The 17,925-nt window shown below is 53.7% G+C and carries 14 protein-coding genes and 1 pseudogene; 6 read left to right on the forward strand and 9 right to left on the reverse strand.

Annotation, left to right across the window (positions count from 1 at the left end; genetic code table 11):
* Positions 1–79 precede the first annotated feature (79 nt).
* Positions 80–1,195 (reverse strand): NHL repeat-containing protein, encoded by a 1,116-nt coding sequence (locus tag AC6T8Q_RS14275; protein ID WP_500679716.1) that lies wholly within the window; start codon positions 1,193–1,195, stop codon positions 80–82.
* Between the two features lie 254 nt (positions 1,196–1,449).
* Between AC6T8Q_RS14275 and AC6T8Q_RS14280 the strand changes: the two genes are divergently transcribed.
* Positions 1,450–2,139, forward strand: a complete 690-nt coding sequence (locus AC6T8Q_RS14280) for a hypothetical protein (RefSeq protein ID WP_500679717.1) — start codon at positions 1,450–1,452, stop codon at positions 2,137–2,139.
* Between the two features lie 76 nt (positions 2,140–2,215).
* Here the strand turns inward: AC6T8Q_RS14280 and AC6T8Q_RS14285 are convergent.
* The 6 genes and pseudogenes from AC6T8Q_RS14285 to AC6T8Q_RS14310 all read right to left on the reverse strand — a co-directional run.
* Positions 2,216–2,308, reverse strand: a pseudogene (locus AC6T8Q_RS14285) (transposase); the annotation flags it as partial.
* 38 nt (positions 2,309–2,346) lie between these two features.
* Entirely contained in the window at positions 2,347–6,261 is a 3,915-nt protein-coding gene (locus tag AC6T8Q_RS14290) for an FtsK/SpoIIIE domain-containing protein (protein WP_500679718.1), read from the reverse strand.
* A 28-nt stretch (positions 6,262–6,289) separates the two neighbouring features.
* Positions 6,290–6,514, reverse strand: a complete 225-nt coding sequence (locus AC6T8Q_RS14295) for a hypothetical protein (RefSeq protein ID WP_496922605.1) — start codon at positions 6,512–6,514, stop codon at positions 6,290–6,292.
* Between the two features lie 5 nt (positions 6,515–6,519).
* A complete protein-coding gene (locus tag AC6T8Q_RS14300; protein WP_500679719.1) occupies positions 6,520–7,056 on the reverse strand; it encodes a hypothetical protein in 537 nt (178 codons plus the stop codon).
* 37 nt (positions 7,057–7,093) lie between these two features.
* On the reverse strand, positions 7,094–7,366 hold the full coding sequence (locus AC6T8Q_RS14305) for a WXG100 family type VII secretion target (protein ID WP_496922607.1): 273 nt from the start codon (positions 7,364–7,366) through the stop codon (positions 7,094–7,096).
* A gap of 261 nt (positions 7,367–7,627) precedes the next feature.
* A complete protein-coding gene (locus tag AC6T8Q_RS14310) occupies positions 7,628–11,098 on the reverse strand; it encodes an aminotransferase class I/II-fold pyridoxal phosphate-dependent enzyme (RefSeq protein WP_500679720.1) in 3,471 nt (1,156 codons plus the stop codon).
* Positions 11,099–11,821: 723 nt separating this feature from the next.
* Between AC6T8Q_RS14310 and AC6T8Q_RS14315 the strand changes: the two genes are divergently transcribed.
* Complete coding sequence (locus AC6T8Q_RS14315; RefSeq protein ID WP_500679721.1) at positions 11,822–12,007, forward strand: hypothetical protein; 186 nt, start codon at positions 11,822–11,824, stop codon at positions 12,005–12,007.
* Between the two features lie 146 nt (positions 12,008–12,153).
* Here the strand turns inward: AC6T8Q_RS14315 and AC6T8Q_RS14320 are convergent, their stop codons facing one another.
* The gene (locus AC6T8Q_RS14320; protein WP_500679722.1) at positions 12,154–13,593 is read right to left on the reverse strand and encodes a BBP7 family outer membrane beta-barrel protein; all 1,440 of its coding nucleotides are present in this window, start codon (positions 13,591–13,593) and stop codon (positions 12,154–12,156) included.
* A 336-nt stretch (positions 13,594–13,929) separates the two neighbouring features.
* Between AC6T8Q_RS14320 and AC6T8Q_RS14325 the strand changes: the two genes are divergently transcribed.
* The 4 genes from AC6T8Q_RS14325 (at position 13,930) to trmB (ending at position 16,210) form a co-directional block, all read left to right on the forward strand.
* Positions 13,930–14,805: a hypothetical protein gene (locus AC6T8Q_RS14325; protein WP_500679723.1), complete on the forward strand. Its 876-nt coding sequence runs from the start codon at positions 13,930–13,932 to the stop codon at positions 14,803–14,805.
* A gap of 95 nt (positions 14,806–14,900) precedes the next feature.
* Positions 14,901–14,999, forward strand: coding sequence for a 50S ribosomal protein bL37 (locus tag AC6T8Q_RS14330; protein ID WP_390622054.1), 99 nt, complete (start codon positions 14,901–14,903; stop codon positions 14,997–14,999).
* A gap of 48 nt (positions 15,000–15,047) precedes the next feature.
* Complete coding sequence (locus tag AC6T8Q_RS14335) at positions 15,048–15,569, forward strand: 3-hydroxyacyl-ACP dehydratase FabZ family protein (protein ID WP_500679724.1); 522 nt, start codon at positions 15,048–15,050, stop codon at positions 15,567–15,569.
* A gap of 2 nt (positions 15,570–15,571) precedes the next feature.
* Positions 15,572–16,210 (forward strand): tRNA (guanosine(46)-N7)-methyltransferase TrmB, encoded by a 639-nt coding sequence (gene trmB, locus AC6T8Q_RS14340; protein ID WP_500679725.1) that lies wholly within the window; start codon positions 15,572–15,574, stop codon positions 16,208–16,210.
* A gap of 14 nt (positions 16,211–16,224) precedes the next feature.
* On the opposite strand, the gene AC6T8Q_RS14345 is transcribed toward trmB, so the two are convergent.
* The gene (locus AC6T8Q_RS14345; protein ID WP_500679726.1) at positions 16,225–17,802 is read right to left on the reverse strand and encodes an amidophosphoribosyltransferase; all 1,578 of its coding nucleotides are present in this window, start codon (positions 17,800–17,802) and stop codon (positions 16,225–16,227) included.
* Positions 17,803–17,925 lie beyond the last annotated feature (123 nt).

Below are 17,925 nucleotides of genomic sequence, written 5' to 3' on the forward strand. Positions count from 1 at the left end.
AATGTCGAGGCGTACAAAAAGCCCGAATTTAGCGGCGGAACTTGTTCCGCGTTGAGAATCGCCATATAAGTTCGCGCGACTAGACCCGCCGCAGCTTCGTAACCCGCCCCGTGGCAACCCACTCCGCCACAAAGATATTGCCATCGGCATCGAAACAGGCGTCGTGCGGATGGACAAACTTGCCATCCTGCCACTGTGATTCATCGGTGCGGATATTGAATCCACCGGTGTCTGCTTTGTTCTTTTGAATCCGCTCGGAATCGGTCCCCAAGTGGGCAATGACTTTGTTGTTCTTATCCAGCAAAGTCGTGCGAGCCACAAGCTCGGGAACGACCATCACATCGCCATGGATGTCGACATTCGCCGGCCAGAGAAAACCATCGAGCGTTTCGCGATGCTTGCCGTCGAGCGAGAACCATTGCAGCCGATCAAATTCCCGATCGGCCACGACGATCAATGGTTCCTCACCGCGACTATCGATCCAAATCCCGTGCGGCAACTTGAATGTGCCGTCTTTGCGTTCGGCGAGTTGGCCCACCGAGCCAAACGTGCTTTGCCATTTCGCGTCGGCATCGTAGCGGTGAACACAGTAAGCCCCGTAGCCATCAATCACGAAGAAGCCACCATCGGGGAGAAACGCGATATTCGTGGGGATGAACCGATTCCGCTCCCAGGGATTGTCATCTTTCGCTCGCGGAAATTTGTCTTCGCCCTCGGCATACAAGCCGCTTTCCATCGGCGCTCCTTTCCGCCACACTTGCTCGCCTTTAGTGTCGAGCTTGGCGAAGGAACGCTGCTGCTGATAGGCACAGACGTAGAGAAAGTCTTGCCCTCCTTCGTTACGAATTTCCAGACCGTGCCCGCCGCCGTTGAATTGCTCGCCGAAAGCACGAATGAATTTGCCGGATGGATCAAACACAAAGATCGTCGGATGGTCCGTGAGATCGATCTTGCCTTCGTGAATGACGTAGAGGTTGCCTTCGCTATCGAATGCGACATTGTGCGTCGTCATCCAGAGGTATTTGTCGGGAAGTTGAGGGAAGCGGTGGAGCACTTCGTATTGATGCTCGCCCGACCCGATGATCATGTTTTTATCCGTCTTGGCTGCCGTCAGGATTGCCGGCGCGGCGAGTGTTGCGGCCGTGGTGGTGAGAGCCGCTTTAACAAACTGCCGCCGCGAATGATGTGTGTCCATGAAAAGGCTCCGAAGAAAAGAGAGTTTATCCGCTCTGTTAGGATGACACGAAAAGCGGAACATTGCCAGCGGTGTATCAATGTTCTTACCGCGCACACAGCACGTTAGCCGGCATAGTCCCGATGCCGAGCAGACCCCGGAGCGGCATTTTCCCTATGGCCAAAAGTGAATATGTACAAATGTTCACATCGTATGCTTGACACAGGTGTGTATATTGCGGACTTTTGGGCACCTTACCCCAGGAGTGCGCTGCGATGGATTGGAGTTTGGTTACTGCTTGGAAAGTTTTTGCATCTTTAATCGCAATTATCCTTGCCGTCATTGGGCTGTCTGGCGTCCCCGGGGACATAAAGCAATGGCAGGATTGGATAAGTTTGGGGGTTGGTAAGTTGGACCAAAACAACATGAGATGGCTGCTTGTGTTAGCTGCTGTTATGTTATTGTTATTAGCGTGGCTTCCGTGGGGGCGATGGTTCGGACTTGGGGAACGCCAAGTCGCAGAGTCGTACCAAGGACTTGCTCCGATACCTGGAGCAAGTCGGCCACGCGCAACACCAGAGGAGCTTAAGGAAAAGAAAATTGAGGGGCGGTCGTTTTATGCTTACGAATTATCCCGCGACGAGACAGTATCCGGGATGGTTCGTGGGAGAGAAATCGTAAGTTGCGAAATTTACGGTCCAGCCGTCCTGGCACCAATCCTGCCAACAGAGTTCCTTTCATGCCAGTTCAATTTCCAATACACGCACAGTCTAGGTGATGACAAAGAGAAAATGGCGTTGTACTGGCCAAAAGGCGTCAATGAATGGCAACTTGGAGCGATACAATTGCAGCACTGTACGTTTAGTAAATGCGATTTTTGGGGAATTGGGTTAGCCGCTGCACCTTCTGAAATAGAGGCAATGAAAAAACAGATCGAATACAGGGATATGGGGCAAGCTAGGTAGCCACTAAATCCTTGTATTCCAAATTCCTACAAGTAACTAACTCACGCATGGCATCCCTGAAAATGTAAGGATTATTGCGATTATTGAAACGAAACTCGAATTCGTCCAAATAGCGGTCTAAATGCTTTTTACTGATATGGTGGAAGGAACCAATAAGGGAACGCTTCGCTGGCCGCTTCGAGAAAATCCGCAGTATAGCGCGTTTTTTCAGCCCAAGTCGACGTTGATACGCGTGTTCTCGCCCAAATGCTCGGTGAGCAACGCGAGCCACTGGGGAGAAGGCCGGCCATAGGGGCGAAACTTGGTTTGCGAACCGGTGTCGTCGCGATAGAAGATGGCACGATGCTCGCCAAGCCGACCTGCGGCGGGGGAATCGATGAGGCTCGTGGAATCCACGGGACTCATTTGCAGGGCCACGCGGAAATCGATTTCACGCATGGTGAGGCGATCGACAAATCGCATCAGGCTGTTGTGCGAGTCACACCAGATGAGTACATGCACGCCAGTCGCGGGGCCTTCGCGCAAGATTTCGCGGAAGCGTTTGTCGGCGGAGGTGGCATTGCCGTTGGTCGTTCGGGAGAAACTGAAATCTTCTTCGGTGAGTCGTAAGTCACGAATTTGCGCGAGATCGTGAATCACCAAAATACGAGGTTCAAAACTTGTATCCGGACTTTCCTGGCGGCGTTTCACTTCCTGGGCGAGCTCCGTAATGATTCGTGAAGCATCGCGCGGGGCATGGACGGAAACCTTGGCTGGTAAATTGGCGGCGAATTTTTGCCAAGCGCCATGATTGGGAGATTCGGGCCGTGTGCCGTCGAGAATTTCGATGTGGGAGGCGTCACCACTAAGTTGCGCAGCCAATGCTGCCACGGCAGTGGTCAATATGCCGAGTGCCAATGGTTCGTCTTGGCCAACGATCAAGAGGTTGTTACCTCCTTGTCGGCGAAACGTCATCTGTGTTGGTGGTTCGATCCGCACTGCCGAGCCGAGCCAAATCTTTGGCTCGCTGACGGTTTGTTCGCCGTCGGCAGTAAGTAGAGTAATGAGTTGGTCATTCTGCAACGGATCGGCGGGAACATTTCCCTCAAACACGATGGCCGTTTGCGCAGGCAATTCCTCAGCTTGCTGTTTTGCACGGATCTCCGCCAGATATTCTTGGCGCTGCTGATCGGACAGCCAAACCACTTGAAACAGATGATTGCCTTCGACCGTGCCATTCTGATCGTTGTAAATCGCTTCGCCTGGTCGTGAAAGCAATCGAGCCGCCGGGTTGTCATCACTTAAGATCAGATGGGCATCGGCTTCACTGCATTCCAACGCGATCCGCACCGCCATTTGTCCCAAGGTGCTACGAGCAAGCGAATACGCGCCTGACAAGGTTTGTGAACCTAACAGCACGTGCACACCGAAAGCACGGCCTTGCCGCACCAGACGGTCTAATAAGAGCGCCGCATCCTGGGCCAGCTTGTCGTCGGCGACAAAGAGTTCCTGAAACTCATCGATAATCAACAAGACGCGTGGCAAGATTTGTTTTGTCTTCTGTCGAAAGCTCGCCAAATCTTGTACGCCGAGTTCGCGGAACATTTCGCCCCGCTTTTGCAGCTCCGCATCAAGCCGTTCCAACACGCTCACGCCAAATTCACGTTCGCTTTCGATGGCAATCACGCGGGCGTGTGGCAATTCGTGGGTGGCGTAGGTTTTGAATTCCACGCCTTTCTTGAAGTCGACCAGATAAAACTCGACTTCCTGGGGCCTATAGCGGAGCGCAAGATTCGTGACGAGCGCATGGAGCAACGTACTCTTGCCGGAACCCGTTTTGCCCGAAATTAACGCATGCTGGGCCGTGCCGCGTCCGAGTCGCAAGGATTGCAATTCGTTCGCGCCGGCGCGACCAACGGGGACGATCAATTCATTATCACAAGTTTCCGACCAAATTTTGTCGACCGGAGGTGCGACCACGGCAAACGGCACCTCCACGCGACTGGCGGCTCGTGATTCTTGGCCAGCATGGCGTAGCAATTCGTTAAGCTTGTCTTTCGCGGGCAATGATTCAAGCTGCAGCGGAAGTTTCTCAAACAGCGGATACTTCCACTTCAACCGATCCTCGGACCAATCTAAGTGGACCGAACCATTCAAGATGTCCGCGATGCTGAAATCCATCGGCAATTTGACGGAAGTGTCGATATGCATCAATGTGAACACGCCGCACTTCGGGCCAGTCGTGGCAATGGTCTTGAGTTTGCGAATCGCGGCGTCGCTCAATCCGCCGGGGAAGTTCGCAACCACGAGGACATGATAAGGCTCGGACACTTCGCCAGCTTGGGCATTGTATTCATCGATCGTGGCGAATTCGTTGCGCAGATATTTTTGGACGACCCGTTCCATGTGATCGGACAACAATGCGAGCCGCTCTTCGATTTGTCGCGGGTCGGTCCAAATCCGTTTGCCGACAAGTTGTTCATCGTGATCGGCCAGATGCATAAAGCCTGCGAAATTTTGCCCTAAGGCCATGGGGTCGATGATGGTGAAACGCAATTTCCCCGCAGGGACGGCCGTTAAGAAGCGAAACATCATGAGCTTCAACAACTCGGCGGCTACGGCGCGTCCTGGTCCATCGGCCGTGATCACCATGCGCGGATGCTCATGGAGCGACATCCACGTGGGAAGGGCGAGCTGAGTTTGTGCGGGAACGAGTTGCGGATCTTGGGAAACGCCATTTTTGACGGCTTGCAGAGGCAACTGGCAGCGACCGAATTGAATCACGGGAGGAATCGATTTTGGTCGTGGCCATTCTTGCCAGTCGGCATCGTTCCAATCAGGGAAAAATCGATCGCAGGCCGTTTGCATGGCAGCAAGCTCACCGGCAACCTCTTGAAAGCCAGCATGCCAGCGATTTGCCATCTGCTCCCATTCGGTAGCATGCTGTGCTTTGGCTGTGGTCGTGCGGTTTGAATATCGAGTTTCATTCGCTTGCCAGGCTGCTTGCCGATCGGTGGCGAGTTGATCTAACAATGGTGGATACTTTTCATCGACAGCCGTCAAAACGGATAGATGCCGAGCTTGGGCTTCGGCCAGCCGCGCGTCGAAACGCTGTTGTGTTTGAGCGAGCAGTTCAGCTTTTTTAACGTCGGCTTCGGCGAGGGTTTTGTCTCGCTCGTCCTGTGCGGCTACCAGATCGTGTTGCTTGCGCTGATGAATTGCTTCGGCTTCAAGTCGACTGCGATTTTGTGCTCCCTGCCAGGCTGAGGTCTCCAAACGCCTGGCAATCGCCAAGTTCTGTTTGATCCGAGAAAATTGATCGAGAGACTGCTTAACCGCCCGCGGCTTGAGCAACAAATAACCGCCGCCAGCGAGTAGTGTTCCCGCCACGATGGCTCCCAAGGACGTACTAACTAGTGAAAGCCCTGAGAAGAATACCATTGGCAAAAATATCGCGATGATTGCCAGAGCCAACCAGATAAAGACACGATTCCCTTCGAGCAGCAATGCAGGCAATGTCTGCGCTTGAAGATCGATGACCGAGCGTTGTAACTCGCTGACCGACGCCTGAAGTTGTTCCTCGGCGTTCTCTACCTTGGTGGATTCTTGAGTGGGAATCTCACTTGAAACTGCGTCAGCAAATTTGCTGAGATTGCGCATCGCAAGCAATGTGAGAGCGTCGCGTTCGAGTGCGTCGACTTGCAGCTTGCGTGTGTGGATCCGCTTACCGGCTTGATCCAACGCTTGTTGTGGCGCGTCTTTGGAGGCGTCGAAGACGGCCATCGCTTCCCACTGTTTTTCCTTGTGTTTGCGTTCCTGCATCAACGCATGCTGGCTGTGGTCGGCCGCGATTTGATTTTGCTCGGCCTCGAGCTTGGCCGTGTATTCCGTCTTGGCATCACGCAGCTCCTGTCCCGCCGCGAGCTTGGCATTTGCGAAGTCGTTCTCCAAACTGCGACGTTTTTCCGTAAAGTCCTTGGTTAGCTTGTTGAGTGTGGTTTGATGTTCTTTTTCCGCCGCGACTAGTTCTGTAGTCAGGGTCGTTGCCAAACGTGATTCTTCTGCGGCGCGCGCATCAGCCAACTGCTGCAAGTATTGCATCAGCTCCAATTCGCGGCGGGTGGAAAGTTGCACGTCAGTCACGCTGGTTGGTAGTCCTTCAATAGTTCTTCTATTCGTTACATTCACGTTCAATGCGGCCCAGCAGGTCGCGCATCCGATTGACCGCGTCGATGGTCATGCGGCCTGACGGAATCAGTGGATCGAGATGTTGCTCGGCAAACTGGCGGCTCACGCCGTCGTTCCACGATTCGCAAGTGACGTGCCAGGCAAGCTGCAAATCCTTCAGAGCGCTGTGCAATTGAGCGGCACTGGTATCAAGATCGATGCGTCGCATGATATTTACTCGGGTTGGTTCGGTATCGGTAGGATTGGGCTCGGCTCATACGATTCGGGGGGGCGTTCGATCGTGTAACCTTCAATTCTCCTGATAATCAAACTTAACTTAGCTCGGGCGGCTGGTAGATCAGTCTCCAGTAGCCTGCGTAAATGGCCAAGGCGGCCTTCATACTCATATTGCTCATGTTGCAACACGCCTCGCCAGTGACGGACTAAGTCGCGTTTTTCACGGCAATATTCCCAACGTTGCTGGGCGGTTTTCAAGACGGCTCTCTCTTCTCGGCAGGATGGTTTTTCCCCCGCGATGGGGAAAATCAAACAGCGCTCCAAATCAAGCTTGGCTTGATGCACGGCATCGGCTGCGTCTTTTTCTTGTTGTTGCCAATAGCGAGGGCAAGCGTGATCAAGCCAATCGGTCGCACGATTGAGTTCGCTTGATAGCGTGTCGAGGGCGCTACGCACGCGCTGCTCAAATTCGGCGAGCGACGCGCGAAAGCGTTCAATCGCTGCCACCGAACGGACTTGAGCGGGTCCCGACATGCTTGTTCTCAATTGGGGAATGATAACTGGAGGAGGCTTATTTTTGCTGCAAATATTCTTCGATGCGTTCGGCCTTTCGGAGCAGAAACGGCGCATATTCGCGCGAGGCTTCAATCGACCGCGCGATGAGCTTAAGGTGGTGCTCAAACTCTTCGGCGAATTTGTGGTGTTCTTGATCCCGCCAACTGCTGTTGAGTCCGTGCAATTGGCTGGCGAGCGTGTTCACGCGATCTTCGAGTTCGTTGCTGAACTGGGAGAGCTGATGAGCAAACCGCCGCAACTCGGCGGGATCGACAATGGCTTGGGACATGGGGAGCCCTCCAGCGGTTAAGACAGTTGACAAGGATTTTCAAACACCAAGCCGATGCGACAAGTTTCGACAGCACAAGCTGTCGGCGACCGTGGTTGGAATCCTTGAGCGTGGTTTCCTGATCGCTGTGCGCGCACGACGACCAACATTCTCCCCATCACTATTCAGTTTAGTCGGCTGGGTAGGAGCGGTAAAGCAAACGCAAATCAGGAGTTAGGATGGGCGTGAGCAGACGGTATAGTCGGCACAGGACGAATAATCCTAATGAAAAACGGCCGAATCCCCCGCCGTGACTGCCGAGTTTTCGAGCCGTCGTTTGTAATTGGGATCGATCTTCGCCAATTCCTCGGAGGTAGCCCCCACGGTTGCGTGAATCTGTTCGTCGGTGTGGAGGCTTGTAATGAAGAAACGCAATCGGGCTGCGCTCTCTTCGACGGCCGGATACATAATTGGCTGCACGTTGATACCGCGCTCGAAGAGCGCGTGCGCCAGCCGGAGCGCATTCTGCGAGTTGCCAGTAATCACAGGTACGACGGGCGTATTGTTACCAAGGCCGGTGTCGAGCCGCGCATCCTTAGCAAGCTGCAGGAACAGGCGCGAGTTGTGCCCGAGTTTGTGAACGCGCTCGGGCTCTTTTTGCAGCAGTCGTAGCGACGCGAGTGCTGCCGCGGTGCTTGGCGGCGGAAGTCCCACGCTATACACAAAGCCCGGCGCCGTGTATTTGAGATATTGAACAAGTTCCTTGGATGCGGCGATATACCCGCCCGCACTACCGAAGGATTTGCTCAAAGTGCCCATCCACATATCGACATCGCGGGGATTGATGTCGAAGTATTCGGACATACCCTTACCGTGCAGACCCATTGTTCCCATCGAGTGGGCTTCGTCGACCATCAAGAAAGTTTTATGACGCTTCTTAAGTTCAACGAACTTGGGGAGGTCGGGGTAATCGCCGTCCATGCTGTACACGCCTTCGAGGACGATCAGCACTTTGCGATATTCGTGGCGAAGCTCGGTGAGTATCTCGTCGCAAGCTTGCCAATCATTATGCGGGAAGGGCCGACGACGTGCACCGGAGCTCATGGCACCATGCAAGATACTGTTGTGTGACAGTGCGTCATGCAAAATCATGTCACCGGGGCCAAACAAGTGACTAATCGTCGTTTCGTTGGTCGAATAGCCGCCGATGTAGACAATTGAGTCGTCCGTGCCAATAAATTCGGCCAGTGCCCGCTCAAGCTCAACATGGATTGTCTTCTGACCCGAGACCAATCTGCTCGCCGAGACGCTCGTGCCGAACTTGGCGGTGGCTTCCTGAACAGCGTTGATAACCACGGGGTCGCCAGACATGCCGATGTAGTTATAGCTGCTGAAGTTGATGTACTCTTTGCCACCAATTTGCGCTCGGTCGTTGGTGATGCCCTGATGCACGTTGAAAAAGGGAATGGGCAGACCGGTGCTTTGGGCCATGCGGAAGTTTTCCTGAAGTCGCATATATTCAGGCGACTTAGGAAAGTCATAATCCTCATCGGGAACGACGTAGTCAGAGGGTTTTGGTGCCCGCCGTTTCGTCCCGCCCCCCATATATTGCTGGATCGCTTCGACGACCTCCCCGCAGGTTTCCATTGAGGGGAGCACCGATTCGGGGAAACGTCCTCCGAAGGCCTCTTCGAGCGAAGCGACGATTTCCATCCGTTCGAGTGAATCGAGACCCAACTCAAGAATGTTGGAATCCCAATCCAAACCGCCGACTCGCTCGCGACCAATTTGGCGGACCTTGGCATAAACGATTTCTGCGATTTCGGCCGTTTGTCCGACGGGAATCTTCCCCGCAGGTTTAGACGGTGTGGGTTTCTCGGTAACAGCCGAGCCATTAAGTGCAGCGGGCTTCTCGTGTTCGAGTCGCTTTTCACGAACATCGCCCTCTTCAACCCAATCCGATTCTTCCCCGCGTTCACGGCGCACTGAAGGAGCGACCACCACGTCTCCCGACTCCACTGACCAAGTAGCTACCGCGGCGAGGGTGCCGGCGAGATAGCCATCGCGGCAGGCGTGACGTTGAATTTTGCCGCTGGAAGTCTTGGGAATGCTGCTTACCTTAATTAGCACAACGGCCGAGACGGGAATATCGTGTGTGAGTGAGACTCGCTTGCGAATCGCCTGGGTGATTTCAGCAAAATCGAGATCGCGGCGGCGCACCGTTTCTTGGACGATCACCAGTTGTTCGTTGCCTTCATCACCCACGACAATCGCAGCGCCTCCGCTGGGAACCACGTCGGGATGAGCCGCCTGAACAGTGTCTTCAATATCTTGGGGATAGTGATTCACGCCGCGGATGATGATCAAGTCTTTCAAACGGCCCGTGACGAATAGCTCGCCATCGAGCAGAAAGCCCAAGTCACCCGTTCGTAAGAACGGCCCACGACCATCGTCGAGACGTGCCTGGAAGACTTGCTTGGTGAGATCATCGCGTTTCCAATATCCTTGCGCGACGCTGGGGCCAGAAACCCAGATCTCTCCCACGCGGCCATTGCCCAGATTGGCAAAGGTTTCGGGATCGGCAATCACGATCTGTTGATCGAGCAGATTGCCGCCGCTGCCAACCAGCATGCGCGAACCTTCGGCACCAGGCTTGGTTTCGACAACCAAATTCTTTTCGAGGTTGGCGACATCAAACGAGTGAATTTCCGGCGGCGATTGCTTGTAGCCACCCGTGACGATCAGCGTTGCTTCGGCCAAACCATAGCACGGATAAAACGCTTCGCGACGGAAACCGCATTCCGCGAAGGCGGCGCTGAAGCGTTCGATGGTTTCCGCACGAACAGGTTCGGCTCCATTGAAAGCCAGCGTCCAGCGGCTTAAATCGAGCGTTTTCTTTTGTTCGGCTGTGACTTTCTCTGCACAGAGGTCATACGCGAAATTTGGCCCGCCGGAGATAGTGGCGCCCGTTTGCGAGAGGATTTGTAGCCATCTCACTGGTTTCTGCAAGAAGTGGGTCGGCGAGAACAGAGTGTTGGCTTTGCCCATGTAGAGTGGCTGGAGAATACCACCGATGAGCCCCATGTCGTGATAAAGCGGCAACCAGAAGCAGCCGTTACCCGAGCGTGTGTGCTCGAAGGCATAGGCAATCATTGCCGAATTGTGCATCAGGTTGGCATGCGACAGCATGACCCCCTTGGGCGTGCCAGTCGAACCCGACGTGTATTGCAGGAAGGCGAGTGTCTCGCCATGCACATCGGGGCGTCGCCAATTATTGGCCAAGTCTTCGTTCCATTGGTCCGTCGCCCGCCAACGAAGTTGCTGAAGCGCGGGCGTATCGCCAATCATCGTTTGTACGCGTTCAAGCACGTCGACCGTTGTCAGTGCGATCTTGGCTTCGGCGTCGTTGGCAATCGAATCGATTCGCGCCATGTTGCGATTGCGACGCGGGGGATAGGCGGGGACCGCCGTCACGCCAGCGTAGAGGCAACCAAAAAACGCGGCGACAAAATCCAGCCCAGAAGGATACAGCAGCAGTGCGCGTTCACCTTCCAGATCAAGCGATTGCAACGAGGCAGCGATGGCTCGTGCTTTGCGGTCGAGGTCGGCATAAGTCCATTCAACGGTTTCCCGCTCACCGTCGACGACAAATCGGAAACCGACGTCATCCCCTTGATGGAGTGCGCGGTGCTGGAGGAGCTCCAGCAGATTCGCGGGACCAAAAAACGAACCGGGAAGATGATCGAGGTGCACGGTTGCTACCAATTTCTTGAACTTACCAGACAGCGTGTCAGCAGGCCATTAAGCTTGTTACCAGCATAGTGGCCACCCACAATGTGCTGAGCGGAACTTGAACCGAGTTGTTACCGATGCCTGTTGTCTCCAGACCTCGCCAAAGCGGTTGATGCGGGCTGCGGGGAGTAAGGCGGGTGCCATACGCAGTGCATGGCGGCAATCCGTAAACTGCAACCACGCCAATAACCGCTGTACCGGCGAGAAAACCAAACCACTATTGTAAAGGGCCTGCATGGTCTACGCACCCCCTGCCGGGGGTAAATCCGAAGTGCCGTATTTACAAGGTTTTTTGGACAATCATGACCTTTCAATCGGCACTGTTCGCCTGTAGTAGCAAGCCAATCCTAGCTATGTTGTCGGATTGCCATGATCCCCACCGGATATTCCATAAGGCCAGCTCGCCATGGATATCGTGATCCGGTTGCCTCACATGTCGAGCTTACGGGAATGACAAAATCGTCAGGTTCGCCAGAGGTTAACACCGCCGTCCCCCAATGCAAGTTGATCGGTAACCGGTAACTTTGACAAGCCTTAACGTATTTACAGCCAAGTTCTGCGATTTTTCCGCACGACTTTTTCGCGGGAAATAGCAGAAGACTTGCTGGTTATCGCAGCAGCAATGATAATGAAGAAGAAGTTAATGATCTTGATCTCACGCTTGATCGTATAAGGAACACAATTTTGCTTACTGAAAACGAAGTCTCCCGAAGCTGGGGCCGGCTCTTCAAGAATGGCCTTTCACCAGAGGTCTTTGAGAATGCCGAAGTCTTGCTCAACGAATTACGGCCCGAAAGTCCTTTGCGCCATCGTTTGGAAGGCGAGCTTGGCGAGCTGCGTAAATTGCATACTGCGCAGATCAAGGCCTAGATTTTTGTAGGGCGATTAAACGCTTAATGCTGGCGATTTCGCGAGTCGAAATCTACCAGCATTTTTATTGCGCGTAATCTTTGGTGCGCAATAAAAAACCCCGGGCTTGCGCCCGGGGCTATTGTATTTGCAAATCAAATATTTGGTTAGTAAACCACGTCGAAGCCAAAGTTCACGCCGTTGATGAAGATTTCTTGCGTATCAGCACCCTCTCGAAATCCCATGTTTGGCAGTTCGTATTTCACCTGTTGGGCAGCACGGCGAATGTTGTCGACAAATATCGCCGTGTACCCCAAGTTGAGTGAAAGGGCACGGCTAATTTGATAGCTGCCAGTGACACGCATTTCAGCGGTTGGCGAAAAGTCATTATCTTGTTGTCCGTGCGAGGCAACCGTAGGCCCATAATAAAGAGCGCGATTGTATTGACCAGGAACCAAGTCTTGGCCCAAGGCAGCGTCTTGCTCCATGTTCATGATATTATAAGCAAACATGAAACGTCCGCTCCAATCGAGTTGGAAGCGATTTTTCTGATGCATCCATTTCAGAGAAAGTTGGGGTCCTACCAGATTATTGTCGATTTGTGTGTCCCAGAAACTTTGGCCCATTGTTCCGCCGAAGCCGGTCACGTCATACTTGTCGCGAAGCCTTAAGTATCTCACGCCATAACCGAACTCAACAACGTTGTTTTGGTTCTTGACCATGCGGTGGCGATTGTCCAAACGGTGAGATTTCATCAATTCAATACCGTCAGACTTTGTGCTATTTCTAACGTTTAAGAATTGGAAGCTCGTTGGCAAAGTAACGATGTCATCGAAGTCACCGCGTAGGTCACCTAGGAAAAAAGTGTCTGGTTCACGGCCTGGATCATCTAGGTCGTAACCGTCCGGACCAAATTGCCCGTCGGCGTCAATATCATCAGCAAGGCCATCAGGAGCAAATGGCCCTCCGATAGGTCCCACAACATCGATAAAGCCTCGAAACAAGTTTTGAGGATCATCAAACACAACTAGCACGGATCCATAGATTTCATCCTGTGTTTCAAGCCCATAGGACTGTCCTGCGTTGGCCTCAGGGCCATCAAGAATACCTACTGACCATGTGGTTTCATCTTGATAAACACCGAACTCATAACGCTCGCCCCAGGCAAATTCAGCGCGAGGAGGGCCGCTATTGATACCACTACTAAACAGTGGAACAGGAATGCTTACGGGCGTTAGAACCGATGTTGGCGGCAAAGCACCTCCCCAAAATCCCGTCAAGAAATTACGGAACGGAGCTAACGATCCCCCACCAGTAGTTCCAGGGCCTGTATTTTCGCTGCCGACGGTGACCCGTTCGCCAGTCGTGGCCCAGCTCAACTTATCAAAGTTGAAGAAGTACCCATTGGGTTGCTGAATGGGCAGATTCTCGAAATCGAAATCCACCGGCGAGAAGAACTGCAAGTCGTGGTCTGTATTATCCACGTACACGCTTGTGTCCTTCATGTCATAGTATTCGTCGGCGAGCAGCCGGTCGGTTCCCGCAGCCATCAGCAAGCCGGCGGCCAAACACTTCGAGAACCATTTCGAGATTGATGGAGCGGTCATACTTCCCACTACCCTTGTCGCAGGCACCCTGTTAGAGGTGCAGTTTCGTTGGTCCTGGTCCTACCTCGAGGACCCAAACGGACGATCTGTGCTGGTAGTATCGGAAACGCGGGTCGTGAGGGTTGAGTAAGTTCGGTAAAGTCTGACGAAAATAACGATTCTTCTGCTGCTTTCTGCTAGCGGTATTTGTTTGCCCGTGGCGTGGCGGATATACTTCCTCGATACTCGGCGCCCGGTTTCGGCAGCTTATTAACTAAGGATGTTGCGTTGATAAAGCCATTCATCTGCTTAAAACTTGTTGGTTTTCTCTTGCTAGCGACTCTTATGAACAGGTCGGTGGCAAAAGAGCCAATTTCAGAAACAAAGTCTGATCTTGGTACTGAGTGGGTCCGGTTTACCAAAGATAAAGACGGCAACCCGCAGGCTTTGGAAATCGCTATCGTCCGCTACGTGCCAGCACGGGTCGCAGCACAATTCGCAGGTAAGACCAAAGAAGGGACTTTGCCCAACGCACGGCAGTATGTTGACTTAATCGGAGCCGTCCATGTGGGAGACAAAGACTACTACGAAGGGCTAAACCGCCATTTCCGCCAGTATCAGGCCCTACTTTACGAGTTGGTCGCACCCGAAGGAACCCGGGTTGAACGAGGGCGAGGCACTTCAAATCTCCATCCCGTGGGAGCCATGCAAAACGGCATTAAGTCAATGCTTGAGCTTGAGCATCAACTAGAAATGGTGGATTACACGCGACCCAACTTCGTTCATGCCGACATGTCACCCGAGGAATTTGGCGAATCGATGACTGCCCGCGACGAAAGTTTCATGCAGATGTACATGCGGATGGCGGGGCAAGCGATTGCCGAACAGTCGGGCGATCCGAGCCAAGGCTTCATGATGAATTTAGATTTGCTCTCCGCGATGGCTTCCGAGAACAAAGCTTTGAAGCTCAAAACCACCATTGCCAAACAGTTTGCCTCGATGGAATCGATGCTGTCAGGAATGTCCGGCCCTGAGGGGTCCACGTTGATCACCGAGCGTAATAAAACAGCCCTCGACGTCCTACGCAAGCAGCAAAAGGCTGGCAAACGTAAGATCGGCATCTTCTATGGAGCAGGACATCTCAACGACATGCACGAGCGTTTGATTAAAGATTTTGGCATGCAGCCCGTGGGGATCACCTGGGTCGAGGCGTGGGATTTGCGGGAAAAGTAAGACTTTTGTAACCCCACCCGCACTTTCGGGCCCCCCCGTTCTTTGCTAAACTCAGGGGCTATTTCGCATGCAATCACGCCAAAAGGGAGATCACAATGGCCAAACCTGGTCGTAAAGTCAAAAAAGCCAATCACGGCAAGCGCCCCGCCTGCAGCCGGCCACGCAAGAGCCGTCGTCAAAAGGTCCGCACCTAAGCCACTGCTGGTAGCCTCTGAGTCTCTGCAGCTAAGGAACGATCAATCGTGGCTGGCAAAGAGTGGATCGTTGACCCCGACGTGCTCGATTATTCCCACATCGTGGCGGATATCGATGCCATTCGGCAGATCAATTCGCAGCGCGGCGATATGGAGCATTTGACCGCTATCGTCTACGACGATGGTGAGAATAACGTCTGCGCCGGCTACTTAGACGTCTCGGACAAGGAATTCTGGATTCCAGGCCACATGCCGGGCGCTCCGTTGATGCCAGGCGTCATTATCTGTGAGGCCGCTGCCCAGGTTTGCTCCTATCACGCGCTGAAGCACGATTTGTTGGGGTGCGACATCATGGGATTCGGTGGCCTCAGCGACGTAAAATTTCGCGGGGCAGTTCTCCCCGGGGATCGTCTGACCGTTTCCTGCATGCTCACCAAGATGCGGCGCGGCAGCATCGTGGTCAGCCGCTTTCAAGCGTTTGTCGGCAAGTCGGTCGTGTGCGACGGTGAGATTCGTGGCATCCCGCTTTGGAAAGAAGACATTCGCAAACTCGCCCAGCGTGAAGTTTAGACATGGGCCGGCGCGCATTACCCAAAGTTGATCCGCAGCTAGACTACTCGCGTAATTTCCGCACGCTCGAAGAGTTGCCGCAGCCGTGGAATCCCGTGGAACTTTTTGGCCGTGAGGCCCCACTTGAAGTGGAAGTCGGCAGCGGGAAAGGTCTGTTTCTACAAACAGCGGCGGCCCATTGTCCCGAGCACAACTTTTTGGGGATTGAAGTCGCCCATAAGTATGCTCGCTTCATCGCGGCTCGATTGGCCAAGCGAGATCTACATAACGCCATCGCCGTGCAAGGGGATGGGTTGCGTTTGTTTCGCGAAATGATTCCCAGCGATTCCCTCGCCGCGGTGCATGTTTATTTCCCCGATCCTTGGTGGAAGAAGCGCCATCACAAACGCCGCGTTCTTAATGAAGAATTTTTGCGCGATGTTCATCGAACATTAAAACCCGGTGGCCGATTTCATTTTTGGACCGACGTGAAAGATTATTTCGATGCCACGCTGGAACTGATGACTGAAATGGGGCAGTTCGGCGCTCCACTCGACGTGGCTGAAAAACCGCCTGAACATGCACTCGACTACCGCACGCATTTCGAGCGTCGCACGCGCTTGAAGGATGAACCCGTTTACCGCTCTGAATTTGTGAAGTAACAATCACAAATTATCTAACCAGTCGCGACTTCGTAGGTCCGCACGGGATCAGGACCACCTGCGGCGGAGCTTGCCAGCGCGATACTATAGAGCTTTTGTCCGCAAGGTGTGGGATAGTCTCCGGTAATGCACGCTCGACATAACTGGTTAGCGGGCTTGGCCACGGCGCGAGCGATGGATTCCACGGGCAGAAATCGCAGTGAGTTTGCTCCCAAATCGTTGGCCATGGCCGTGAACATTTCTTCGTCGCTGCGGCCTGTTTGCATAAATGCAGGTGCGAAGAGCTCGCCGATGGTCGACATATCGATGCCGTAGAAACAAGGGGCAATAATCGGTGGGCAGGCAACCCGGACATGAATCTCACGCGCACGTCCGACTTCACGAATTTTTGTGATAAGGACACGCATTGTTGTTGAGCGGACAATCGAATCTTCGACTAAGATCACCCGTTTTCCCGCCAGAACTTCAGGAAGCGGCGTGTATTTGACCGAAGCCTTGGCCACGCGGTCGCCGCTGCCTTCGATAAATGTGCGGCCCGAATAGCGATTCCGAATCAAGCCTTCGATACTCGGCACACCCAACTGAAATGCCATCGAATCCGCGGCTGCCTTGCTGGTGTCGGGGACTGGCACGACGATCGTGTCTTCATCAATCGTCAAATCTTCCATACGGGCGAGCTCTTCACCCAAGGCTTTGCGAGCTAAATAGACACTGCGGTCGTCAAGTGTACTCGCGACATTCGAGAAATAAATCCATTCAAAGAAACAGTGGGCGCGCTGAGTTTCATCCGAAAAGCGTTCGATTTCGATGCCGCGTTCGCTGACGGTGATCGCTTCGCCAGGTTCCAGAGGGCGGACCGACTTGGATTGAAAACCCAGATTCACAAGGGCTACGCTTTCGCTGGCCGCGGCGAATAGCGGACCCTCGATGGCATAGCACATTGGCTTCACGCCCAAGGGATCGCGGGCAATAAGCATTTCACCTTGAGCATTCAGAATCGCCAAGCTGTAGGCCCCGTCGAAACGGGTGGCGATGTTCCGCATCACTTCAATGAGAGGCAAGCGACTGTCACCCGACAGTTCGCGACTGATCTCGTGCATGATAATTTCGGTGTCGGTCGTTCGCGCGAGATGATGATCATCTTCGGCGAGCAATTTGTCGCGAAGTTGGGCGTAGTTGGCAAGCTGACCGTTAAAAGCAAAGGCAAACCATTTATGCTTTTGGAGGTGATGCCGTTCAAACGGTTGGGCATAGCTGCAATCTTCGCCGCCACAGGTGGCATAGCGCACATGTCCAATGGCCGCGCGCCCCGCATATTCCCGCATCAAGCTCTCAGCCTTGCCGCGATGGTTCAGCCGAAACGCTTCGTTGACCGTTCCCAGCTTGCGGTACGTGTCGATTAACTGATTGCGATGCGGAGAGAATGTCGTCATTCCTGCCGAAAGCTGACCGCGATTTTGAATGTCGAGTAGCATTCGTGGCATAAGCCGAGAAGCTTCCTCGGGCCCTTGGGAAGGGCATAACGGGCTCACTTCACGACCGGGGAGGTGATAAATGGCCGCGACGCCGCACTCGTGGTGTAATTCGCTCATGAAGAAGGCCTGGGGCCGATTGGGTGAGGGAGAATCCGTTCGTAGCCCTAAATTTTACGTTGCGGCGGGCAAACACTCAACGGCCCAGTGCTTTGCCACTTTACCGCCCGTTTAGCGTTCTTC

It is taken from the genome of Bythopirellula sp., assembly GCF_041737835.1.
In the GTDB taxonomy this organism is placed as follows: domain Bacteria; phylum Planctomycetota; class Planctomycetia; order Pirellulales; family Lacipirellulaceae; genus Bythopirellula.

Bases quoted from the DNA above. Each gene is read 5' to 3' on its own strand.
- AC6T8Q_RS14275 (WP_500679716.1), bottom strand. From the start codon at position 1,195: ATGGACACACATCATTCGCGGCGGCAGTTTGTTAAAGCGGCTCTCACC.
- AC6T8Q_RS14280 (WP_500679717.1), top strand. From the start codon at position 1,450: ATGGATTGGAGTTTGGTTACTGCTTGGAAAGTTTTTGCATCTTTAATC.
- AC6T8Q_RS14295 (WP_496922605.1), bottom strand. From the start codon at position 6,514: ATGCGACGCATCGATCTTGATACCAGTGCCGCTCAATTGCACAGCGCT.
- AC6T8Q_RS14300 (WP_500679719.1), bottom strand. From the start codon at position 7,056: ATGTCGGGACCCGCTCAAGTCCGTTCGGTGGCAGCGATTGAACGCTTT.
- AC6T8Q_RS14305 (WP_496922607.1), bottom strand. From the start codon at position 7,366: ATGTCCCAAGCCATTGTCGATCCCGCCGAGTTGCGGCGGTTTGCTCAT.
- AC6T8Q_RS14320 (WP_500679722.1), bottom strand. From the start codon at position 13,593: ATGACCGCTCCATCAATCTCGAAATGGTTCTCGAAGTGTTTGGCCGCC.
- AC6T8Q_RS14330 (WP_390622054.1), top strand. From the start codon at position 14,901: ATGGCCAAACCTGGTCGTAAAGTCAAAAAAGCCAATCACGGCAAGCGC.
- trmB (WP_500679725.1), top strand. From the start codon at position 15,572: ATGGGCCGGCGCGCATTACCCAAAGTTGATCCGCAGCTAGACTACTCG.
- AC6T8Q_RS14345 (WP_500679726.1), bottom strand. From the start codon at position 17,802: ATGAGCGAATTACACCACGAGTGCGGCGTCGCGGCCATTTATCACCTC.